Consider the following 19631-nt stretch of genomic DNA (forward strand, 5'->3'; position numbering starts at 1 on the left):
TAGGCTGTGGAGCACACCGACCGGTGGTCCAGACCGATGATCCAGGAGGTACCGACGTGACCGAACAGCAGCTGCAGGGAAAGACCATCGCCTTCCTCGCCACGCGCGGCGTGGAGCAGGTCGAGCTGACCTCCCCCTGGGAGGCCGTCGAGGCCGCGGGCGGCCGGCCCGTGCTGGTGTCCCCGGAGTCCGGGACCATCACCGCCATGCAGGGGGACTGGGAGCACGGTGACACCTTCACCGTGGACCGCGAGGCCGCCGCCGCGAGCTCGGCCGAGTTCGACGGGCTCGTGATGCCCGGCGGCACCCTCAACGCCGACGCCCTGCGCGTCGACGAGGACGTCCGGGCGTTCGTGCGCGGCTTCTTCGACGAGCACAAGCCCGTGGCCGCCATCTGCCACGCCCCGTGGACCCTCATCAACGCCGGCGTCGTCTCCGGCCGGCGGCTGACGAGCTACCACTCGCTGTCCGAGGACCTGCGCAACGCCGGGGCCACGTGGGTGGACGAGGAGGTGGTCGTCGACCAGGGGCTGACCACCAGCCGGAACCCCGGCGACCTGGACGCCTTCAACGCCAAGCTGGTCGAGGAGTTCGCCGAGGGCCGGCACGCCGGCCAGACCGCCTGAGCCCGGGACGGGGTCGGCCGCCGCGGCGCTCAGCCGACGGGGCCGGCCCCGTCCGCCGTGCGCTCGCGGACCTGCTGCAGGCGCTGACGGGCCCCCTCCAGCCACGCCTCGCAGCGGTCGGCCAGCGCCTCGCCGCGCTCCCACAGGGCCAGCGACTCCTCCAGGCCCGCCCCGCCGGTCTCCAAGCGGGAGACGGTCTCGACGAGCTCGGCGCGGGCCTGCTCGTAGCTCATCGCGGCGACGTCAGAGGTGTCGGCCGCGGAGAAGCCCTCCACGGCGGCCTGCCCCCCGGGCCGGTCGGCCGCGTCCCGTCCGGCATCCTCGGTCTGCGCGCTGCTCATCGTGTCTCCTCTGCGCTCGTCGTCTCGCTCGTGGTCTCGCTCGTCGTCTCGGTCGTGGCGGTGATGCGCCCGGCGGCGACCAGGATGTCCAGGGCGTCGCCCGGGGCCACCTCGCCGGCCGCGCGCACCACGCGACCCTCGTGCTGGACCACGGCGTAGCCGCGGTCCAGCGTGTTCTGGGGGGACAGGGACCGCACCCGGGCCCGCAGGTGCCCCACGGCGTCGTGCTCCCGCTCGAGCCGCCCCGCCATGCTGGACCGCGCCCGCTCGCGCCAGCGCGCCAGGTCCTCGGCGCGCTCGGTGACCATCCGCTCCGGGGCGGCCAGCACGGGCCGCGAGCGCAGCGAGGCGAGCTGCTGGGCCTCGTGGCCCACGAGCCGCTCCACCCCGGAGGCCAGGCGCATCCGCGCCGCGGCGATCGCCTCGCGCTCCACGGCGGCGTCCGGGACGATCCTCTTGGCGGCGTCCGTGGGCGTGGAGGCGCGCAGGTCGGCGACGTCGTCCAGCACGGGCCGGTCCGCCTCGTGCCCGATCGCCGAGACCACGGGGGTGGTGGCGGCCGCGACCGCCCGGACGAGGGCCTCGTCCGAGAAGGGCAGGACGACCTCCTCGAGGGCGCCGCCGCCGCGGGCGATGACGATGACGTCCACCTCCGGGTGGGCGTCCAGCTCCGCCAGGGCGGCCATGACCTCGCGGGGGGCGGACGCGCCCTGGACGGCCACCTCGCGCACCTCGAAGCGGGCGGCCGGCCAGCGCAGGTGGGTGTTGCGCATGACGTCCTTCAGGGCGTCCGAGTCCCGGCCGGTGACCAGGCCGATGAGGTTCGGCAGCACCGGCAGCGGTCGCTTGCGCGCGGGGGAGAACAGGCCCTCCGCCTCCAGGGTGCGGCGCAGCAGCTCCACGCGGGCCAGCAGGTCGCCGAGGCCCACGGGGCGCATGGCGGAGGCGATCATGCTCAGCTTGCCGGTCTTGGTGTAGAAGCTCGGCTTGACGCACGCCACCACGCGCGAGCCCTGCTGCACCGTGCCGTCGAGCGTGGCGGCGACGTTGCGCCAGGCGGTGACCGGCAGGGAGTAGTCCCCGTCCAGGTCCCGCAGGGTCATCCAGGCGTTGCCGCGGATGACCTTGAATTCGATCAGCTGCCCCTCGATCCAGGCCTGTGGCGCCCGCTCGAAGTACCGCTTGAGGTTCTCCGAGAGCACCCGCAGGGGCCAGGGCGCCTCGGGGGACGTCCCGGCGGCCGTGGCCGGGAGCGTGCCGGGAGCCTGGGGGTCGTCCATGCGGCGGATCCTCTCGGGTGGGGCGGTTCGTCCCCTCAGTTCTATCAGTAGGCTGGGACGGGACTGGCCCCCACGAACGGAGCGGACATGCGCACGGTCACCGCCCTCGTGCTGGCCGTCCTGGCCGGCGTGCTCGCCGTGCTGGCGATCGCCGGGTCGCGGATCGAGGCCCTCGTGCACACCCCGGGGCCGGCGCAGGAGATCGCCGGGCCGATGGCCCGGGACCCGGAGCTCGGGTCCGGGCTGGCCCGCCGGGTGGAGGACGTGGTGGGGCGCCGGCTCCCGGACGCCGTGCCCTCGTTCCTCGCGGCGCCCCTGCTCGACCTCGTCGGCGGTGCGGTGGACGGCCTCGTGGGGGACGGGCGCTTCGCGCAGGCGTGGTCCCGCGCCGTGGAGCAGACCCGCGTGGACTGGGTGGACCGGCTGGAGCGGATCGAGTCCGCCCCCGGGACCGGCACGCCGCCCGACGACGGCACCGTCCACCTGCAGCTGGCGCCCCTGGCCGAGCTGGGCGTGGACCGCCTCGCCGAGTCCGTGGCGCCGCTGCCGGGGGGCGAGGCGGCCGCGCGGGCGCTGCGCGAGGGTGCGGGGGAGGCCCTGGCGGGGACGGGCGACGGCGGCTCCTCGCCGCTGTCGGTCGACCTCGGCACCCCCGACCCGGCCCGGGTGGACCCCCGGTGGGTGGCCACCGGCGTGTCCCTGCTGCCGCAGTGGCCGTGGCTGGCGGTCGGGGCCGTGGTCGCCGCCGTGCTGGCCCTCGTCCTGGCCCCGCGCGGGCGTCGCTGGCTCGTCCTCGTGGCCGCCGGGGCCACCGTGCTGGCGGCCGGGGCCGCCGGGAGGTGGGGACTGGAGCGGGCGGACGTGGGGGCCGTGGACGGACTGGCGCGCCTGGCGGCCCGCTCCCTCCTGGACGGCGTGCGGGAGTACGCGATCCCGGACACGGTGACGCTCATGGCCGGCGGGGCGCTCGTGGCCGTCCTCGGGCTCGTGGCCGGACTGGTCTCGCGGGCCCGGCGCCGTTGAGCGGCCGCCGGCCCGGCCCCTTCACCCGCGCCTCTCTGCACGCGCCCCGTCGCCCGCGCCCCGTCGCCGGGGGCGAGGCGTCCATCACCTCCGGTGGCCAGCCGGGACGGGCTCGGTAGAATGGAGCATATGCCTGCCACCCCCTCCGTCTCCTCCCTGCCCGACACGCTGCCGTCCGCCGCGGACGCGCACGCGCCGGGTGCCGCCCGGGTCGCCGTCGGGATGCCCCACGTGCCCCGCGCCCGCCGCACCCGCGAGGACGTGGAGGCCGCCGCCGTCGTGGCCGGGGACAAGCGCGTGCTGCTCGCCGCCCCGCGCGGCTACTGCGCCGGGGTGGACCGCGCCGTCGTCGCCGTGGAGAAGGCCCTCGAGCACCACGGCGCGCCGGTGTACGTGCGCAAGGAGATCGTGCACAACCGCCACGTGGTGGAGACCCTCGAGCAGCAGGGCGTCGTCTTCGTGGACGAGCTGGACCAGGTGCCCGAGGGCGCGCTGACCGTGTTCTCCGCGCACGGCGTCTCGCCCGCCGTGGTCACCGAGGCGGCCGAGCGCAACCTGCGGACCATCGACGCCACCTGCCCGCTCGTGACCAAGGTGCACCGCGAGGCGGTGCGCTTCGCCCGGCAGGACCGCCGCATCCTCCTCATCGGCCACGAGGGCCACGAGGAGGTCGAGGGCACCTTCGGCGAGGCCCCCGAGCACACCACCGTCATCAACGACCCGGCCGAGGCCCGGACCGTGGAGGTCGAGGACCCGGACAACCTCATCTGGCTCTCGCAGACCACCCTGTCCGTGGACGAGACCCTGGAGATCGTCTCGATCCTGCGCGAGCGGTTCCCCAACCTGCAGGACCCGCCCTCGGACGACATCTGCTACGCCACCTCGAACCGCCAGGCGGCGATCAAGAAGATCTCGCCGGAGTGCGACCTGGTGATCATCGTCGGCTCGGCCAACTCCTCGAACTCCGTGCGGCTCAAGGAGGTCGCGCTCGAGTACGGCGCGCAGCGCGCCGAGCGGGTGGACTTCGCCCACCAGGTGGACGAGTCCTGGTTCGAGGGCGTGGCCACCGTGGGCCTGTCCTCGGGGGCGTCCGTGCCGGAGGTGCTCGTGCAGGACGTGCTGCGCCTGCTGGCCGACTACGGCTACGGCACCGTGGACGAGGTCGTCACCGCCGAGGAGGACATCATGTTCTCGCTGCCCAAGGAGCTGCGCGCCGAGCTGAAGAAGGTCGGGGACACCGACCGTGCCCTCGGCGGTCGCCACCGCCCCGCCTGATCACCCCCGGGCGGACACCGGGCGGAGGCCGCGTCCGGACGCCCGCCCCCGGAGAGCCGCCAGGCCCGGGACACCGCGATCGGCGTCCCGGGCCTGGCGGCGTCGTGGGCCTCCGGTCCCCGGGGGAGCCGGGGGCCGGAGGCGGGGAGGCTCAGCCGCGGGCCGTGCCCGAGGAGCGGCGGCGCCGGCCGGCACCCTGCCCGCCGCGCGAGCGGCCCGTGCGCTCCCGGCCGCCCTCGGGGGCGCCGTGGCCCTCCCCGTAGTGGCCGGGGCGCCCGGTCTCGGAGGTGTAGACCCGCCCGCCCGACGACGGCGCGCCGGCCGCCGAGCCCGCGCGGCGGTTCCCCGGGCGGCCGGTCCCGCGAGAGGACTGCCCGGCGGTGCCGGAGCGCTCGCCGGAGCGGGACGCGGTGGACGCCGCCCCGCGGGTGCGGCCGCCCTCGGCCCGGTTCGCCTCGCCGCCGGCCGCCGCGCCGCCGCGACCGCCGGAGCGTCCGCCGCGCGAGCCCTGGCCACCGCGGCCGCCGGAGCGCCCGCCGGACCGGCCGCCGCCGCCCTGGCCACCCTGGCTGTTGGAGGCGCTCTGGCCGTTCTGGCCGGTCTGGGGGGCGGGCGTGGAGACGGCCAGCAGCCGCTCCAGCTCCGCCTGCTCCAGGAAGGTGCGGGGGCCGGGGGCCAGCTGGTCCAGCAGGGGCTCGCTGGCGCCGTCGGCGTGGATGGTGGGGGTGATCTTCGCGGCCCGCATCAGCTGGCGGACCTCGCCGCGCTGGTCCTGGCCGGCGAGGGTGACGACGGTGCCCGCCTGGCCCGCGCGCGCCGTGCGGCCCGAGCGGTGCAGGTAGGCCTTGTGCTCAGCCGGCGGATCGGCGTGCACCACGAGGGCCACGTCGTCCACGTGGATGCCGCGCGCGGCGATGTCCGTGGCCACGAGGGTCCCCGCGGTGCCGCTGTGGAAGGCGTCCAGGTTGCGCGTCCGGGCGTTCTGGGACAGGTTCCCGTGCAGCTCCAGGGCGGCCACGCCGCGCTGGCGCAGCTGCTTGGCGGCCTTCTTGGCGCCGTACTTGGTGCGCGTGAACACGATCGTGCGGCCCGGGGCGGCGCAGAGATTGGCCAGGGTGGTCAGCTTGGCGTCGCCGTCCACGGCCACCACGTGGTGGTCCATCCGCGCGACCGGGGACACGGCGGAGTCGGCCTCGTGGACCACGGGGTCCTTGAGGTACTTCTGCACGAGCACGCCCACGCCCTCGTCCAGGGTGGCCGAGAAGAGCATCTTCTGCGCCCGGGCGGGGACCTTGTCGAGGATCCGGCGGACCATCGGCAGGAAGCCCATGTCCGCCATGTGGTCGGCCTCGTCGATGATGAGCACCTCCACGCCGGACAGGTCCGCGTGGCCCTGGCCCATCAGGTCCAGGAGGCGGCCGGGGCAGGCGACCAGGACGTCGACGCCGCGCTGCAGCGCCTTGACCTGGGGGTTCTGCCCGACGCCGCCGAAGATCGTCAGCGAGGACAGCCCGGCCGCCGCGGAGAGCGGGTCCAGGGAGGCCTCGATCTGCACGGCCAGCTCGCGCGTGGGCGCCAGGATGAGCGACCGCGGGCGGCGGGCCGGGGCGGGCCGCCCGCCGGACAGGCGCGCGGCCAGCGGCAGCAGGAAGGCGTAGGTCTTGCCGGAGCCGGTCCGGCCGCGGCCGAGCACGTCCCGGCCGGTGAGCGAGTCCGGCAGCGTGGCGGCCTGGATGGGGGTGGGGGAGGTGATGCCCTGCGGGGCCAGCGCGGCGGCCAGGCCGGCGGGGACGCCCAGGTCGGTGAAGCCGCCGGTGGCGGTCTCCTCGGCGGAGGGCAGGGTGGAGGTGCCGCCAGTGCTGGCGGCATGCTGGGAAGAGGTCACGAAGGAAGATCCGTCCGGGTGGAAGAGAGACCCGGCCCTGGCACGGGCGGCTGTGGCATACGGGAGCCACTCAACGCGGTGCTGGCCGGCACCGGAGGGGAAGGGTCCCGACCGGCTGGCTGCGTCCAGTCTACGGCATCGGGCGCCGGGCGCCGTCTCCGCGCTGGTCAGGTCCCGGTCGGCCTCTCCCGTCCGGGGTGGTGGACCGGGTCGGCGGGGGTGCCCCGGGACGCGACGGACCCCCGGCCGCGTGCTGCGGCCGGGGGTCCGGGATCCCGGGGTGCTGCCCGGGAGGGGTGCGGGGGATCAGGCGGCGACGCGCGCGGCGGCGTCCACGTGGGCCACGAGGGCGTCCACGTAGCCCTGGAGGACGGCCCGAAGGGAGTCGTCCTGGATCTCCCCGGTCGCGGCGATGGCGCCCTCGCGGGCCTGGACGAAGGCCTCCGGCTGGCCCAGGACGCGCATGTCCAGGTGGGCGAGGATGTTGCGCAGGTGCTGCTGGGCCATCGCGGTGCCGGTGCTGCCCGGGGAGGTGCCGATGACGCCGGCGGGCACGCCGCCCCACACGGACTGGCCCCACGGGCGGGAGCCCCACTCGATGGCGTTCTTCAGGGCGGCGGGGATGGAGCGGTTGTACTCCGGGGTCAGGAACAGGACGCCGTCGACGCCGGCGACGGCCTCCTTGAAGTCCAGGGCGGCGGCCGGGAAGTCGGCGTCCTGGTCCCAGGAGTACAGCGGGAGGTCGGCGATGGAGATCTCCACGAACTCCACGCCCTCCGGGGCGAGGCCGGACAGTGCGGTCGCCAGGCGGCGGTTGATGGAGTGCTGGGCCAGGGAGCCGACGATGTAGCCGATGCGCATGGGGGTCCTTCCGGGGCGGGTCAGGCGGATGCCATGTCGTTGAAATTTCAACGACCTACCCCGTTCAACCGCCGGCCACGGTGGACTATTCCGGCCGGGTCCCCGTGCGCGGGGTGATCTCCGTCACGGTGCCGCCGCCGTTCCCGTCCCCCGCCGCCGGCTCCTCCAGCAGCTCCGCGGCGGACAGAACCCGGGGGGTGGCCTCCACGGGGCGGCCCATCTCCACCTCCGCGTCCAGCGTGGGATCCAGTTCCCCGATGCGGCGTGCCGAGGGCAGCACCCGGGACTCGAGCGTGCCCACGAGGGAGTTGTACTTCTCCACCGCCGAGCGCAGCGAGCCGCCCAGCCGGGACACGTGCCCGCCGAGGGTGCCGAGCCGCTGGTAGAGCTGCCGGGAGGCGTCGAACAGGGCCCGGGCGTTCTCCGTCAGGGTCTCCTGCCGCCAGGCGTAGGCCACCGACTTCAGGGCCGCCAGCAGGGAGACCGGTGCCACGAGGGCCACGTTCTGGGCGAAGGCGTGGTCCAGCAGGCCCGGATCGGCCTCGAGGGCCGAGGCGAGGAACGACTCGGCCGGCAGGAAGCACACCACCAGCTCGGGGGAGTGGTCCAGGCCCTGCCAGTACTCCTTGGCGGCGAGGGCGTCCACGTGGGCCCGGACCGCCTTGGCGTGCGCCCGCCGGAGGTCCCCGCGGCGGGCGGCGGCCTCCGCGGAGTGGTCCCCGGCCAGCTCCTCCGCCTCGAGGACGGCCGCCAGGGGGGCCTTGGCATCGATGGCCAGCGACTTGCCGCCGGGCAGGCGCACGACGAGGTCCGGGCGCAGCACCCGGTCCTCGTCCCCGCGCAGCACCTGCTGCTCGGCGAAGTCGGTGTGTGGCAGCATCCCGGCGGCCTCGACGACCCGCCGCAGCTGCACCTCGCCCCAGTGGCCGCGGGCCGAGGTGGACTTCAGCGTGGCCACGAGCGAGCGGGTGTTGACCAGCAGGGCGGTGTCCGTCTCCGCGGCGGTCTTGAGCTGCTCCGAGAGCTGGCCGTACTGCTCCACCCGGTCCCGCTCCAGCATGCCGACCTGGCGCTGCAGGGTCTCGAGGCGCTGGCCCACGGGGGCCAGGGCGGTGAGGACCCGCTGCTCCACGGCGGCGCGGTCCCGGTCCGCGGTGCGCTCGGCGGTGAGCACCCGGCTCTCCGCCTCGGCGGCGGCCAGGGCCGCCTGGACCTCGGAGAGCTCGCCGCGCAGGTGCAGGGCCTCCTCTCGGTAGGCCTCGGCCTCCTCGCGCGTGCGCTGCCCCGGCCCGCCGGCGGACCGGAACCGGGTGATGCCGAACCACGCACCGAGCGCGGCGCCCACCACGAGCCCCGCCAGCACGCACACGAGGGCCACCACCAACACCACAGAAGTCTCCATGCCCCCTACTGTCGCAGAGCCGCGGGACGCGATAGCCGAGGCCGGGCGGGCGGGGGCGGCGGGCAGGCCTCGAAACCGGCGGACCGGTGACAGTACGGTGGCAGCACACGCACCAGTCTCCGCGGCGGGGCGCGCACCAGGGCACCACCCCGGCGCGGAGGGGTCATGCACCATGACCCGCCGAGCAGAGGGAGAGGGCCATGTCCCACAGCACCGAGGGCGCCGCCGGCGGCGGCGCGGAACACCACGGCCGCCACGGCGCCGTCCGGCACCGCGAGGAGGGCGATCCCGGCCCCGACCGGGTCTCCGACGACTCCGCCACGCCCGAGGCGGCCTCCGCGCCGGCCGTCGGCGAGGGCGAGTACCTCTCGCCCGGCGAGCGGGCCCCGGCGGAGCGCCGCGGACTCCACCGGCGCCGGTGGATCGGCTTCGCCGCGGGCCTGCTGGTCGGCCTCGTGCTGTTCCTGGCGATGCCCGCGGACGTGCCGTACAACGCCCGGGTGACCGCCGCCGTCGCCGGCCTGATGGCCGTGTGGTGGATGACGGAGGCCATCCCCATCCCGGCCACCGCGCTCGTGCCGCTCGTCGCCTTCCCCGTGCTCGGCCAGGAGGTGGACATCAAGGACGTCGGCGCCGCCTACGGCAACGACATCATCTTCCTGTTCATGGGCGGGTTCGTCATCGCGCTGGCCATGCAGCGCTGGGACCTGCACCGGCGGATCGCCCTCGTGACGGTGCGGGCCATGGGCACCAAGCCGGGCGGCGTGGTCGCCGGGTTCATGATCGCCACGGGCTTCCTGTCCATGTGGGTGTCCAACACCGCCACGGCCGTGATGATGATCCCCATCGGCGTCTCCGTCCTGACCCTGGTGGTGGCCAAGGACAACGCCGCGATCACCGAGTCCTCGGACCCGGCCTCCGCCGAGGTCAAGGACGCGGTCATCGAGTCCAACTTCGGCACGGCCCTGATGCTCGGCATCGCCTACGCCGCCTCGGTCGGCTCGCTGGCCACCCTCATCGGCACGCCCCCGAACGCGCTGCTGGCCGGCTACATGTCCCAGGCGCACGGGGTCGAGATCGGCTTCGGGCAGTGGATGCTCGTCGGCCTGCCGGTGGCGCTGGTGATGCTCGTGCTCGTGTGGTTCCTGCTGACGCGGGTGCTGTTCCCCGCCGAGATCTCCGAGATCCCGGGCGGCCGGGCGCTGATCACCTCCGAGCTGTCCAAGCTCGGGCCCATGTCCTCCGGCGAGGTCCGGGTGCTGGTGGTCTTCGCGCTCGCGGCGATCTCCTGGATCACGGTCCCCCTGCTGTTCGACGGGGTGATCAGCGACGCCGGGATCGCGGTGTCGGCGGCGCTGCTCCTGTTCCTGCTGCCGGCCGGCGCCCGGCGCGGCGTGCGGCTGATCGACTGGGACTCGGCCGTGAAGCTGCCCTGGGGCGTGCTGCTGCTGTTCGGCGGCGGCCTGGCCCTGTCCGCCCAGTTCAGCGACTCGGGGCTGGCCGACTGGATCGGCACGCAGGTCCAGGGCCTGGGCGGGGTGCCCGTCTGGCTGCTCGTGGCCATCCTGACCACGGCGATCATCTTCCTCACCGAGCTGACCTCCAACACGGCCACGGCGGCCACGTTCCTGCCGGTGGCCGGCGGCGTGGCGGTCGGCGTCGGCGTGGACCCGCTGCTGCTGACCATCCCGGTGGCCCTGGCCGCGACCTGCGCCTTCATGCTCCCCGTGGCCACCCCGCCCAACGCCATCGCCTTCGGCTCCGGCTACGTGACGATCGGGCAGATGATCAAGGGCGGGCTGTACCTGAACCTCGCGGGGATCGTGCTGATCACGCTGGCCACGCTGAGCCTCGGGGTGTGGGCCTTCGGGCTGGTGTCCTGACGCGCCGTCCGGCCGGGCCGGCCCCTCGCGAGCCGGCCCGGAGCGGACCTACGCTGGGCCCATGGAACTGCTCATCCGTCCCGGCGACATCACGCGGACCCCGGCCGACGCCGTCGTGAACGCGGCCAACTCGACCCTGCTGGGCGGCGGGGGAGTGGACGGGGCGATCCACCGCCGCGGCGGGCCGGAGATCCTCGCCGAGTGCCGGCGGCTGCGCGAGACGGAGCTGCCGGGCGGGCTGCCCGCGGGGCGGGCCGTGGCCACCACGGCGGGCCGACTGCCGGCGCGCTGGGTGATCCACACCGTGGGACCGGTGTACGCCAGGACCATCGACAAGTCCGGGACCCTGGCCTCGTGCTACCGCGAGTCCCTGCGGCTCGCCGCCGAGCTGGGGGCGCGCAGCGTGGCCTTCCCGGCGATCTCCGCCGGGATCTACGGCTGGCCGATGGACGACGCCGCGCGCATCGCCGTCGAGAGCTCGCGGGCCATGGCCGAGCTCGTGCGCGAGGTCGTGGAGCAGGTCCTCTTCGTGCCCTACGGGCCCGCCGCCGAGGAGGCGTTCCGGGCGGCCCTCGAGGCCTGACCGGTGCCGGCCGGTCGCGGCCCGGCCCGGCCGGCAGCCCCCGCGCACGACGACGCCGCCGTCACCCGGGAGGGGACGGCGTCGTCGTGGTCGGCAGCCGGGGCGGGCTCAGGCGCGCAGGACGTTCTCCCCGTTGGCATAGAGCTGCGGGGCGCCCAGCGGCTCGGCCTGGCCGGCCTCGGGGTCCTCGCCGCCGGCGGCGGGGCGGCTGTAGAGCTGGATGACGGTGGCGGACTGCTCCTGCTCGTCGTCGAAGGCCTCGAGCACGAACGCGTCGTGGGGCTGGCCGTCCACCTCCAGGCGGGCGTCGAACACGCTCACGGCCAGGCTCGGCCGCGGGCTCAGCTGGGCGATCTGCTCCCGCATCTGCGCCTCGTCCGCGCCGGGCAGGCGCCACATGCCCTTCTGCTCCTCGTCGATGTAGCCGAGCAGGAACGGCACCACGTCGCCGCCCTCGGTGGCGAACTCCAGGGCCTGCTCGATCGCCAGGAAGACGAGGGGCGAGATCCGCTCGGACGGCGGCTGGGGCTGCCCCTCGGGCAGGGCGGTGCCCGGGGCCACCAGCCCGGACTCCGGGGTGGGGTCCTGCGCGGCGCCGGGCACGCCGGCGGGGTCGGTGGAGGGGGAGGGGGTCTGGTCCGGTAGGTCAGTCACGCTCTCGACGCTATCGGTCACCGGTAGCATGGACAACCGTGGCTCTTACTATCGGAATCGTCGGCCTGCCCAACGTGGGCAAGTCCACCCTCTTCAACGCCCTGACCCGCCAGACCGTGCTCGCGGCGAACTACCCGTTCGCGACCATCGAGCCGAACGTCGGGGTGGTGAACCTGCCGGACGAGCGCCTCGACAAGCTCGCGGAGATCTTCGGCTCGCAGAAGATCCTGCCCGCCACCGTGTCCTTCGTGGACATCGCCGGCATCGTCAAGGGTGCCTCCGAGGGGGAGGGGCTGGGCAACCAGTTCCTGGCGAACATCCGCGAGGCCCAGGCCATCGCCCAAGTGGTGCGGGCCTTCGACGACCCGGACGTGGTGCACGTGGACGGGAAGATCAACCCCGCCTCGGACATGGAGACCATCAACACGGAGCTGATCCTCGCGGACCTGCAGACCGTGGAGAAGGCGATCCCGCGCGTCGAGAAGGAGGTCAAGGGCAAGAAGCGCGACGCCGCCGAGCTCGAGGCCCTGAAGGCCGCCCAGGCCGTGCTCGAGCGCGGCGAGACCATCTACGCGGCCGTGCGCTCCGGCGGCAGGGACGCCCCGGAGATGGAGTGGCTGCGCGAGGTGAGCCTGCTGACGGCCAAGCCGTTCATCTACGTCTTCAACGCGGACGAGGGCGTGCTCGGGGACGAGGCCAGGAAGCAGGAGCTGCGCGACCTCGTGGCCCCGGCCGACGCCGTGTTCCTCGACGCCAAGCTCGAGGCGGACCTCGTGGAGCTCTCCGAGGACGAGGCCCGGGAGATGCTGGAGCTCAACGGCCAGGACGAGTCCGGCCTGGACCAGCTCGCCCGCACCGGCTTCCACACCCTGGGCCTGCAGACCTACCTCACCGCCGGGCCCAAGGAGGCCCGCGCCTGGACCATCGCCAAGGGCGACACCGCGCCCAGGGCCGCCGGCGTGATCCACACCGACTTCGAGCGCGGCTTCATCAAGGCCGAGATCGTCTCCTTCGACGACCTCGTGGCCGCCGGGTCCATGGCCGAGGCCAAGGCCGCCGGCAAGGTGCGCATGGAGGGCAAGGACTACGTCATGCAGGACGGCGACGTGGTGGAGTTCCGCTTCAACGTGTGAGGCCCGGCCGCGGTGGCCTACGCTCGGCACGTGGACACCGACGCCGAGCGGGGCCCCGAGGACCTCTTCGCCGGCTTCCCCCGGGGGCTGGCCGTCTGCCGCGCCGTGCAGGAGGCGGTGCGCACCCTGGGCGAGGCGACCGTGGACGTCACCAGGAGCCAGGTCGCGTTCCGGCGGCGCCGGGGGTTCGCCTACGTCTGGCGTCCGGGGCAGTACGTCCGCAGCGACGTCCCGGCGGTGCTCAGCCTCGCCCTGCCGCGCGAGGTGGCGTCCGGCCGCTTCAAGGAGGTCGTCCACCCGTCCGCCGCGGTGTGGATGCACCACCTCGAGCTCCACGATCCCGCGGAACTGGACCACGAGGTCCTCGGCTGGCTGGCGGAGGCCTACGCCGGCGCCGGCTGACCGATGGCGGTCCCCGCCCGTGCCCGCGCTCCGACCGACGAGGGGCGGGGCTGGGGAGGGGAGAGACTCGATGGTGCGGCGCACACGGCGCCCGCCCGGACAGGAGACGATGATGACCGCGACACTGGTGGCCTCCGGCGTGGCCGGCGGCCACGGCCACCGCACCCTCTTCGAGGGCCTGGACCTCACCGTCGCCCCCGGGGACGTGGTCGGCGTCGTCGGCGCGAACGGGGCGGGGAAGTCGACGCTGCTGGCGCTCCTCGCCGGGCGCCACGCGCCGCAGGCGGGCACGGTCTCGCTCTCGCCCGCGGACGCGTTCGTCGGCTGGCTGCCCCAGGAGCACGAGCGCGTGCCGGGCGAGACCGTCGCCGGCTACATCGCCCGCCGCACCGGGTGCGCCGAGGCGACCCGCGAGATGGACCGGACGGCCGAGGCCCTCGCGGACCCCGCGGCGGGGGCCGCCGAGGCCGACGCCTACTCCGCGGCCCTGGACCGCTGGCTCGCCAGCGGCGCGGCCGACCTGGACGAGCGGCTCCCGGCCGTGCTCGCCGAGCTGGGCCTGGAGCCCGACGGCGGCCCGGTGGAGCAGGCGCCCATGACCGCGCTCTCCGGCGGGCAGGCGGCCCGCGTGGGACTGGCCGCGCTGCTGCTCTCCCGCTTCGACATCGTCCTGCTGGACGAGCCGACCAACGACCTCGACCTGGACGGTCTCGAGCGGCTCGAGGCCTTCGTCCGGGGCCTGCGCGGTGGGGTCGTGCTGGTCAGCCACGACCGCGAGTTCCTCGCCCGCTGCGTCACGCGGGTGCTCGAGCTGGACCTCGCCCAGCACTCGCACCGCCTCTACGGGGGCGGGTACGAGGCCTACCTCGAGGAGCGCGAGACCATCCGCCGGCATGCGCGCGAGCGCTACGAGGAGTACGCCGGGCAGAAGGCCGACCTCGTCGCCCGGGCCCGGACCCAGCGCGAGTGGTCCAGCCAGGGCGTGCGCAACGCCCTGCGGAAGGCCCCGGACAACGACAGGATCCGGCGCCGGGCCTCCACCGAGTCCAGCGAGAAGCAGGCCCAGAAGGTGCGGCAGATGGAGAGCCGGATCGCCCGGCTCGAGGAGGTCGAGGAACCGCGCAAGGAGTGGCGCCTGGAGTTCACCATCGGGGCGGCGCCGCGGTCCAGCACGGTGGTCTCCACGCTCAACGCCGCGGTGTTCCGGCAGGGGGACTTCACGCTGGGGCCCGTGTCCCTGCAGGTCAACGCGCGCGAGCGCATCGGCATCACCGGTCCCAACGGCGCCGGCAAGTCCACGCTGCTGCGCGGCCTCCTCGGCCGCCAGCGCCCGGACGAGGGGACCGCGGCCCTCGGGACGAGCGTGCAGGTCGGGGAGATCGACCAGGCGCGCTCGCTGCTGGCCGGTCCCCGGCCGCTGGCGGCGGCCTTCGAGGCGCTGGTCCCCGAGTTGGCCTCGGGTGGGGTCCGGACGCTGCTGGCCAAGTTCGGGCTGCGGGCGGACCACGTGGACCGGCCCGTGGACGAGCTCTCCCCCGGGGAGCGCACGCGCGCCGGCCTGGCCCTGCTCCAGGCGCGCGGGGTGAACCTGCTGGTCCTCGACGAGCCGACGAACCACCTCGACCTGGAGGCGATCGAGCAGCTGGAGCAGGCCCTGGAGACCTACGACGGGGCACTGCTGCTGGTCACCCACGACCGCCGGATGCTCGAGGCGGTGCGCACGGACCGGCGCTGGGTCGTGGAGGCGGGCCGGGTCACCGAGCCCTGAGGCTCGGGTCCGGTGCCAGGGGAACCGGCCGAGGAGCCTAGATGAACTCCAGCGGGTCGAACGCGTCGATGTCGATGACCCGCACGCGCGGCAGGGCCTTGGTGAAGGCCGCCACGTCGTACTCGAGGTCGTACAGCTCGATCCCCGGCACGGTCCGCAGCGCCGCCGCGGTGAACTCCTGGAACCCGATGGCGGCCGTGCGACGGTGCGGGTCCGCCGCGAGCGCGGTCATCTGCGGCACGAAGTCCGCGTCGTGGCTGACGAGGATCGCGTCGGCCGGCCGGTCCCACAGGGCCTCCAGGGTGCGCTGGATGGCGATGTCCACGATCTTCCCCTCGCCCTGCAGCGGCACCACGCGGTAGCCGAGGGCCAGCAGGGCCTGGACGAACGGCATGGGCATGCCGTCGTTCGCTGCGAGGAAGAACAGGGCGTTCACGGGCTGGCCCCAGATCTCCTGGGCGTGCTCGAGCAGCTTGTTCCAGCGGGGGCGTTCCTCCGGCTGCGGGCGGCGGCCGAGGACGGACCCTCCCAGGGTGGCGTCGATGTTCTCCCCGTCCACCAGGAGGTGCGTGGTGCGTTCGCTCATGCTGGGAGCCTACGCCGACCGCCGACCGCCGTCCCCGCACGCGACGTGGGCCGACGTCGGCACGCCCTCGGCCGGTGCCGCCCGGCGCCCTAGGGTGGCCCCATGGACCTGGAGAACCTCGTGGTGGACGCGGCCGACCCGCGGCGGCTGGGCCGGTTCTGGGAGGCGGCGCTCGGCTGCACCCCGCTCACGGACGAGCCGGAGGGCTACGAGACCCGGCTGGCCGTCGGGGACGCGTTCGCGCTGGACCTGTGCTTCCAGCGGGTTCCCGGCCGGCCGCCGTCGGGCCCCCGGCTGCACCCGGACCTGCACCCCGGCGCCGACCAGGCGCGGACCGTGGACCGACTGCTCGGCCTCGGGGCGCGGCCCCTGGACATCGGCCAGGGCGACGTGCCGTGGGTGGTGCTCGCCGACCCGGAGGGCAACGCGTTCTGCGTCCTGGAGGAACGTCCCGTCCACGCCCGCACCGGGCCGCTCGCCGCGCTGCCCCTGGCCAGCGCCGCTCCGCGCCGTGACGGGGCCTTCTGGGCCTGGCTCACCGGCTGGGAGTCGATGCCGGCGGTCGACCCGGTCTCCCTGCGCCACCCCTCGGGACGCGGCCCCCTGCTGGAACTCGTCCCCGAGCGCGCCGCCAAGGGCGCAGCGAAGAACCGGCTGCACCTGGACGTCCGGCTGGGGCCCGACGACGACCCCGGCGCCATCGCGGCCGGCATCGCCGCCCGCGGGGGCCGGGAACTCCACCCGGACTGGGGCGCACTGCCGTGGCGCGTGTTCGCCGATCCCTCCGGCAACGAGTTCTGCGTGCTGCCCGCCCGCGCATAGGCCGTCCCGCTCCCGCGGCCCGGCCCCGGCCACCGTGGGCGGCCGCCGGGCCGTCCGCCCCGGGGCGCGGGACTCAGTCCGGGCGGGGACGGCGGCGGTGCTGCTTCGTCTCGGAGCGCTGTCGCTTGGCCTCGAGCCGGCGCCGCTGCGAGCCCCGGGTGCGCCGGGTGGGCCGGCGGGGGACCGGGGGAGCGAGGGCCTCGCGCAGCAGCCCGGCCAGCCGTTCCCGCGCCGCCACCCGGTTGCGGCGCTGGGACCGGTGCTCGGCGGCGGTGACGGTGAGCACCGTGCCCGAGAGCCGTGGCGCGAGCCGCTCCAGGGCGAGGGCGCGCTGGGACTGGCCCAGCGCCGTCGTGGTCGCGAGGTCCAGGCTGAGCTGCACGCGCGAGTCCGCCGTGTTGACGCCCTGGCCACCGGGTCCCGAGGCGTGGGAGAACTGCTCGACGAGCTCCGCGGCCGGGACCACCAGCCCGCGGGGCGCGCCGGGTCCCGGGGGCACGCGCAGGTCGTCCATGCGGACCAGTCTGCCGCACGGACGGGGCGGCCCGCGGCCAGACGTGGTCACCGGCCAGACGTGGCCCGCGAGGGCCGGGCCGGGGGAGGATGGACGGCATGAGCGATCCCCAGCGCAGACTCACCCCCGCCGAGGTGGACGCGGCCGGTCTGGCCGACTGGCGCCACGCCGAGGACACCCTCCGGGCCCGGTTCCGCACCGGCTCCTTCGCGAAGGGACTGGAGCTGGTGAACCGGATCGGTGCCGCCGCCGAGGCCGCGAACCACCATCCGGACGTCCTCCTGACCTATCCCGCCGTGGGCGTCACGCTCTCCAGCCACGACGTCGGCGGGATCACGAGCCGCGACCTGGACCTGGCGCGGACCATCAGCGAGCAGGCCGCGGACATCGGGGCCAGGCCCACGCCCGACAAGGCCTGAGCCCGGCGGGCAGGCGCCGCGCCGTTCCGCCCGTGGGGCGCCCGGCGGCACAATGGGGCATGACCTCCGCGGCCCCGCTCCCGCCCCCGGTCCTCACCCTCGCCGGCGCCCTGGCCCAGCGCCTGCTGCCCCGCGGCCCCAGCCCCGGGCCGGTGCGCCGGGCCGCGGCCCAGACCCTCGCCGTGGCCTCCGGCGTCGTCATGTTCGGTGCCTCGGCGCGGTTCCTGGCCGCCGGGACCACCGTGGACCCCCGGGCCCCTGAGCGGGCCGCCGCCCTCGTCACGGCGGGTCCCAACCGGATCAGCCGCAACCCGATGTACCTCGGCATGATCGGCCTCCTGGCGGCCCACGCCGTGGTTCGTGACCGCTGGGCCGCGTGGTTGCCGGTCGCCGCCGTGGCCGTGGCCCTCGACCGGATGCAGGTCCCGCTCGAGGAGCGCGCGCTGCGCGAGCGCTTCGGCGCCGAGTACGAGGCCTACTGCGCCGCCGTGCCGCGCTGGCTCGGCCGGCCGGGTGGGTCGCCCGCGGCCGGCGGGGCTCCCGAGGCCGGTGCCGCGCCGGGGAGCAGGCCGTGATCCGCCCCGGCGCCCCGGACCCGCCCGTGCCCCTGGCGCGCACGGCCGTCACGCGCTCGCTGCTCGGCCTGGCGATCTTCCAGGTCCTGTCCACGCTCCTCGGGGTGGCGACCATGGTGCTCATGCCCCAGTGGTACACGGAGATGCTCGCCGGTACCCCCTTCGAGGGGCGGGTGGGGGTGGCCGCCGTCCTGCTCGGCGTGGCGACCGGCGGGTGGCAGTGGCTCGCGATCCTCGTGCACTGGCTGTGGCCCCAGCGGCTGGCCCTGGCCCACCTCGTGGCCGGGACGGTCATGCTGGGGTGGATCGCCGGGGAGTGCCTCGTGCTCGACGCGTTCTCCTGGCCCCACGCCCTGTGGGGCGGGGCCGGTGCGCTGCAGGTCGTCTTGGTGGCCGTCCACCTCGGCGCGCTGCGGCCCCAGCCGGCCCCCGCGCGCCGCGGGATCGGCCGGCCCTGGCATGCCGAGGGCGACGGCGGTCCCGGCCCCGTGACCTCCGGGACGCACGCCTCCGGACCACTCCCCACGGAAGGACCACGACGATGACGGACAACCCCTCGACGGCACCCGGCCTGCTCGTCGACTTCATCACCACCCTGGACGGCTACGCCTCCGGCGAGGGCTGGCCCGGCTTCTGGGGGATCGAGAGCCCCGAATACCTCGCCTGGCTGGAGGAGGACGCCCAGCGGGGCTACACGCTGTTGCTGGGCGCCCGCACCTACCGGCTGATGTCCTCCATGTCCGCCGAGGCCGCGAGCGGCACGGCGGAGTACTCGGACACCGAGGCGGCGGCCCTCACGGGCCTGGACGCCGTCCCCAAGGTGGTGTTCTCCTCCACGCTGGAGGAACCCCTGGCGTGGCCGAACACCACCCTGGTGCGCGGGGACGCCGTGGAGGCCGTGGCCGCGATGAAGCGGACGGCCACCGGGCCGCTGAGCACGCTCGGCAGCCTGAGCCTGGCGCGCTCACTGCTCACCGCCGGGCTCGTGGACCGCTTCCGCGTGGTGCTCTTCCCGTTCATCACCGGCGTGACCGGGTCCGAGCGGATCTACGACGGTTACCCGGACGTCGCGCTCGAGCTGGTGCAGAGCCGCACCTTCGACGGGCGCACCCACCTGCTGGAGTACGTCCCGACCGTGCTCAGCCCTCGTGCCGGAAGCCGAGCTTGAGGGTCACCTGCCAGTCCGCCACGCGGTCGCCCTCCACGTGTCCGCGGATCGACTGCACCTCGAACCAGTCGAGGTTGCGGAGGGTCTTGGAGGCCTCCGTGATGGCGTTGCGGACGGCCGCGTCCACGCCCTCGGGCGAGGTCCCGACCAGCTCGGTGATGTTGTAGGTGTTGTTGGCCATGCCGTCCTCCTGGTGATCGGCCCGGGATCCTCGCCGCCCGGGCAGCCTGCTGGCCACCGTAACGGAGGCCCCCCGCCCCCGGCCAGACCCGCTCGGCATCCCCGGGCGGCGCCGGATGGGCCGCGACGAGGGGCCACTACACTGGCCGGCGTGGAGGGGACATCGGACGACGGGCCGGCGCAGCAGGCGGGGCGGTCCGCGCCGGCGGCCGGTCCCGCTCGGCCCACGTGGCCCCGGGTCCCGGAGCCCC

22 protein-coding genes are annotated in these 19631 nt (G+C 75.2%); 13 read left to right on the forward strand and 9 right to left on the reverse strand.

Annotated elements, in window-relative coordinates:
* Window positions 1-56 precede the first annotated feature (56 nt).
* On the forward strand, window positions 57-626 hold the full coding sequence (locus E7744_RS04900) for a type 1 glutamine amidotransferase domain-containing protein (protein WP_137773162.1): 570 nt from the start codon (window positions 57-59) through the stop codon (window positions 624-626).
* 29 nt (window positions 627-655) lie between these two features.
* Here E7744_RS04900 and E7744_RS04905 read toward each other — a convergent pair whose 3' ends face one another.
* Both E7744_RS04905 and xseA read right to left on the reverse strand, forming a co-directional pair.
* Window positions 656-967: an exodeoxyribonuclease VII small subunit gene (locus E7744_RS04905; RefSeq protein WP_137773163.1), complete on the reverse strand. Its 312-nt coding sequence runs from the start codon at window positions 965-967 to the stop codon at window positions 656-658.
* A complete protein-coding gene (xseA, locus tag E7744_RS04910; protein WP_137773164.1) occupies window positions 964-2247 on the reverse strand; it encodes an exodeoxyribonuclease VII large subunit in 1284 nt (427 codons plus the stop codon). The genes E7744_RS04905 and xseA overlap by 4 nt, the downstream gene beginning before the upstream one ends.
* Before the next feature lie 87 nt (window positions 2248-2334).
* Here xseA and E7744_RS04915 point away from each other — a divergent pair, with 87 nt between their 5' ends.
* Window positions 2335-3270, forward strand: a complete 936-nt coding sequence (locus tag E7744_RS04915; RefSeq protein ID WP_137773165.1) for a hypothetical protein — start codon at window positions 2335-2337, stop codon at window positions 3268-3270.
* Window positions 3271-3492: 222 nt separating this feature from the next.
* A complete protein-coding gene (locus E7744_RS04920; RefSeq protein WP_137774850.1) occupies window positions 3493-4545 on the forward strand; it encodes a 4-hydroxy-3-methylbut-2-enyl diphosphate reductase in 1053 nt (350 codons plus the stop codon).
* Window positions 4546-4696: 151 nt separating this feature from the next.
* On the opposite strand, the gene E7744_RS04925 is transcribed toward E7744_RS04920, so the two are convergent.
* The 3 genes from E7744_RS04925 to E7744_RS04935 all read right to left on the reverse strand — a co-directional run bounded on the left by E7744_RS04925 (window position 4697) and on the right by E7744_RS04935 (window position 8693).
* The gene (locus E7744_RS04925) at window positions 4697-6385 is read right to left on the reverse strand and encodes a DEAD/DEAH box helicase (protein ID WP_137774851.1); all 1689 of its coding nucleotides are present in this window, start codon (window positions 6383-6385) and stop codon (window positions 4697-4699) included.
* A 351-nt stretch (window positions 6386-6736) separates the two neighbouring features.
* Window positions 6737-7291, reverse strand: a complete 555-nt coding sequence (locus E7744_RS04930; RefSeq protein ID WP_137773166.1) for an NADPH-dependent FMN reductase — start codon at window positions 7289-7291, stop codon at window positions 6737-6739.
* A gap of 85 nt (window positions 7292-7376) precedes the next feature.
* Complete coding sequence (locus E7744_RS04935; protein WP_246858550.1) at window positions 7377-8693, reverse strand: DNA recombination protein RmuC; 1317 nt, start codon at window positions 8691-8693, stop codon at window positions 7377-7379.
* A gap of 200 nt (window positions 8694-8893) precedes the next feature.
* Between E7744_RS04935 and E7744_RS04940 the strand changes: the two genes are divergently transcribed.
* Window positions 8894-10576, forward strand: coding sequence for a DASS family sodium-coupled anion symporter (locus E7744_RS04940; RefSeq protein ID WP_210417159.1), 1683 nt, complete (start codon window positions 8894-8896; stop codon window positions 10574-10576).
* Between the two features lie 61 nt (window positions 10577-10637).
* Window positions 10638-11159 (forward strand): O-acetyl-ADP-ribose deacetylase, encoded by a 522-nt coding sequence (locus E7744_RS04945; protein WP_137773167.1) that lies wholly within the window; start codon window positions 10638-10640, stop codon window positions 11157-11159.
* A 108-nt stretch (window positions 11160-11267) separates the two neighbouring features.
* Here E7744_RS04945 and E7744_RS04950 read toward each other — a convergent pair whose 3' ends face one another.
* Window positions 11268-11813, reverse strand: coding sequence for a hypothetical protein (locus E7744_RS04950; RefSeq protein WP_137773168.1), 546 nt, complete (start codon window positions 11811-11813; stop codon window positions 11268-11270).
* A 38-nt stretch (window positions 11814-11851) separates the two neighbouring features.
* Between E7744_RS04950 and ychF the strand changes: the two genes are divergently transcribed.
* The 3 genes from ychF (at window position 11852) to E7744_RS04965 (ending at window position 15116) form a co-directional block, all read left to right on the forward strand.
* Window positions 11852-12946: a redox-regulated ATPase YchF gene (gene ychF, locus E7744_RS04955; protein ID WP_137773169.1), complete on the forward strand. Its 1095-nt coding sequence runs from the start codon at window positions 11852-11854 to the stop codon at window positions 12944-12946.
* A gap of 30 nt (window positions 12947-12976) precedes the next feature.
* Complete coding sequence (locus E7744_RS04960; protein ID WP_246858551.1) at window positions 12977-13348, forward strand: DUF5655 domain-containing protein; 372 nt, start codon at window positions 12977-12979, stop codon at window positions 13346-13348.
* A 112-nt stretch (window positions 13349-13460) separates the two neighbouring features.
* Window positions 13461-15116 (forward strand): ABC-F family ATP-binding cassette domain-containing protein, encoded by a 1656-nt coding sequence (locus E7744_RS04965; protein ID WP_137774855.1) that lies wholly within the window; start codon window positions 13461-13463, stop codon window positions 15114-15116.
* A gap of 37 nt (window positions 15117-15153) precedes the next feature.
* On the opposite strand, the gene E7744_RS04970 is transcribed toward E7744_RS04965, so the two are convergent.
* Window positions 15154-15702 carry an NYN domain-containing protein gene (locus E7744_RS04970; RefSeq protein WP_137773170.1) on the reverse strand — a complete coding sequence of 183 codons (549 nt, stop codon included), beginning with the start codon at window positions 15700-15702 and terminating at the stop codon, window positions 15154-15156.
* A 102-nt stretch (window positions 15703-15804) separates the two neighbouring features.
* Between E7744_RS04970 and E7744_RS04975 the strand changes: the two genes are divergently transcribed.
* Complete coding sequence (locus E7744_RS04975) at window positions 15805-16524, forward strand: VOC family protein (protein ID WP_137773171.1); 720 nt, start codon at window positions 15805-15807, stop codon at window positions 16522-16524.
* A 73-nt stretch (window positions 16525-16597) separates the two neighbouring features.
* Here E7744_RS04975 and arfB read toward each other — a convergent pair whose 3' ends face one another.
* Window positions 16598-17038: an alternative ribosome rescue aminoacyl-tRNA hydrolase ArfB gene (gene arfB, locus E7744_RS04980; protein WP_137773172.1), complete on the reverse strand. Its 441-nt coding sequence runs from the start codon at window positions 17036-17038 to the stop codon at window positions 16598-16600.
* Window positions 17039-17136: 98 nt separating this feature from the next.
* Here arfB and E7744_RS04985 point away from each other — a divergent pair, with 98 nt between their 5' ends.
* The 4 genes from E7744_RS04985 to E7744_RS05000 are packed head-to-tail and all read left to right on the forward strand — an operon-like array spanning window position 17137 to window position 19200.
* On the forward strand, window positions 17137-17457 hold the full coding sequence (locus tag E7744_RS04985) for a 4a-hydroxytetrahydrobiopterin dehydratase (RefSeq protein WP_137773173.1): 321 nt from the start codon (window positions 17137-17139) through the stop codon (window positions 17455-17457).
* Between the two features lie 59 nt (window positions 17458-17516).
* Window positions 17517-18032: an isoprenylcysteine carboxylmethyltransferase family protein gene (locus E7744_RS04990; RefSeq protein WP_137773174.1), complete on the forward strand. Its 516-nt coding sequence runs from the start codon at window positions 17517-17519 to the stop codon at window positions 18030-18032.
* Entirely contained in the window at window positions 18029-18577 is a 549-nt protein-coding gene (locus E7744_RS04995; protein ID WP_210417160.1) for a hypothetical protein, read from the forward strand. The genes E7744_RS04990 and E7744_RS04995 overlap by 4 nt, the downstream gene beginning before the upstream one ends.
* A complete protein-coding gene (locus tag E7744_RS05000) occupies window positions 18574-19200 on the forward strand; it encodes a dihydrofolate reductase family protein (protein WP_137773175.1) in 627 nt (208 codons plus the stop codon). Before E7744_RS04995 ends, E7744_RS05000 begins: the two co-directional genes overlap by 4 nt.
* Here E7744_RS05000 and E7744_RS05005 read toward each other — a convergent pair.
* Complete coding sequence (locus tag E7744_RS05005) at window positions 19172-19381, reverse strand: dodecin (protein ID WP_137773176.1); 210 nt, start codon at window positions 19379-19381, stop codon at window positions 19172-19174. The genes E7744_RS05000 and E7744_RS05005 overlap by 29 nt on opposite strands.
* Window positions 19382-19631 lie beyond the last annotated feature (250 nt).

It is taken from the genome of Citricoccus sp. SGAir0253 (assembly GCF_005877055.1).
Taxonomy (GTDB): Bacteria; Actinomycetota; Actinomycetes; order Actinomycetales; family Micrococcaceae; genus Citricoccus.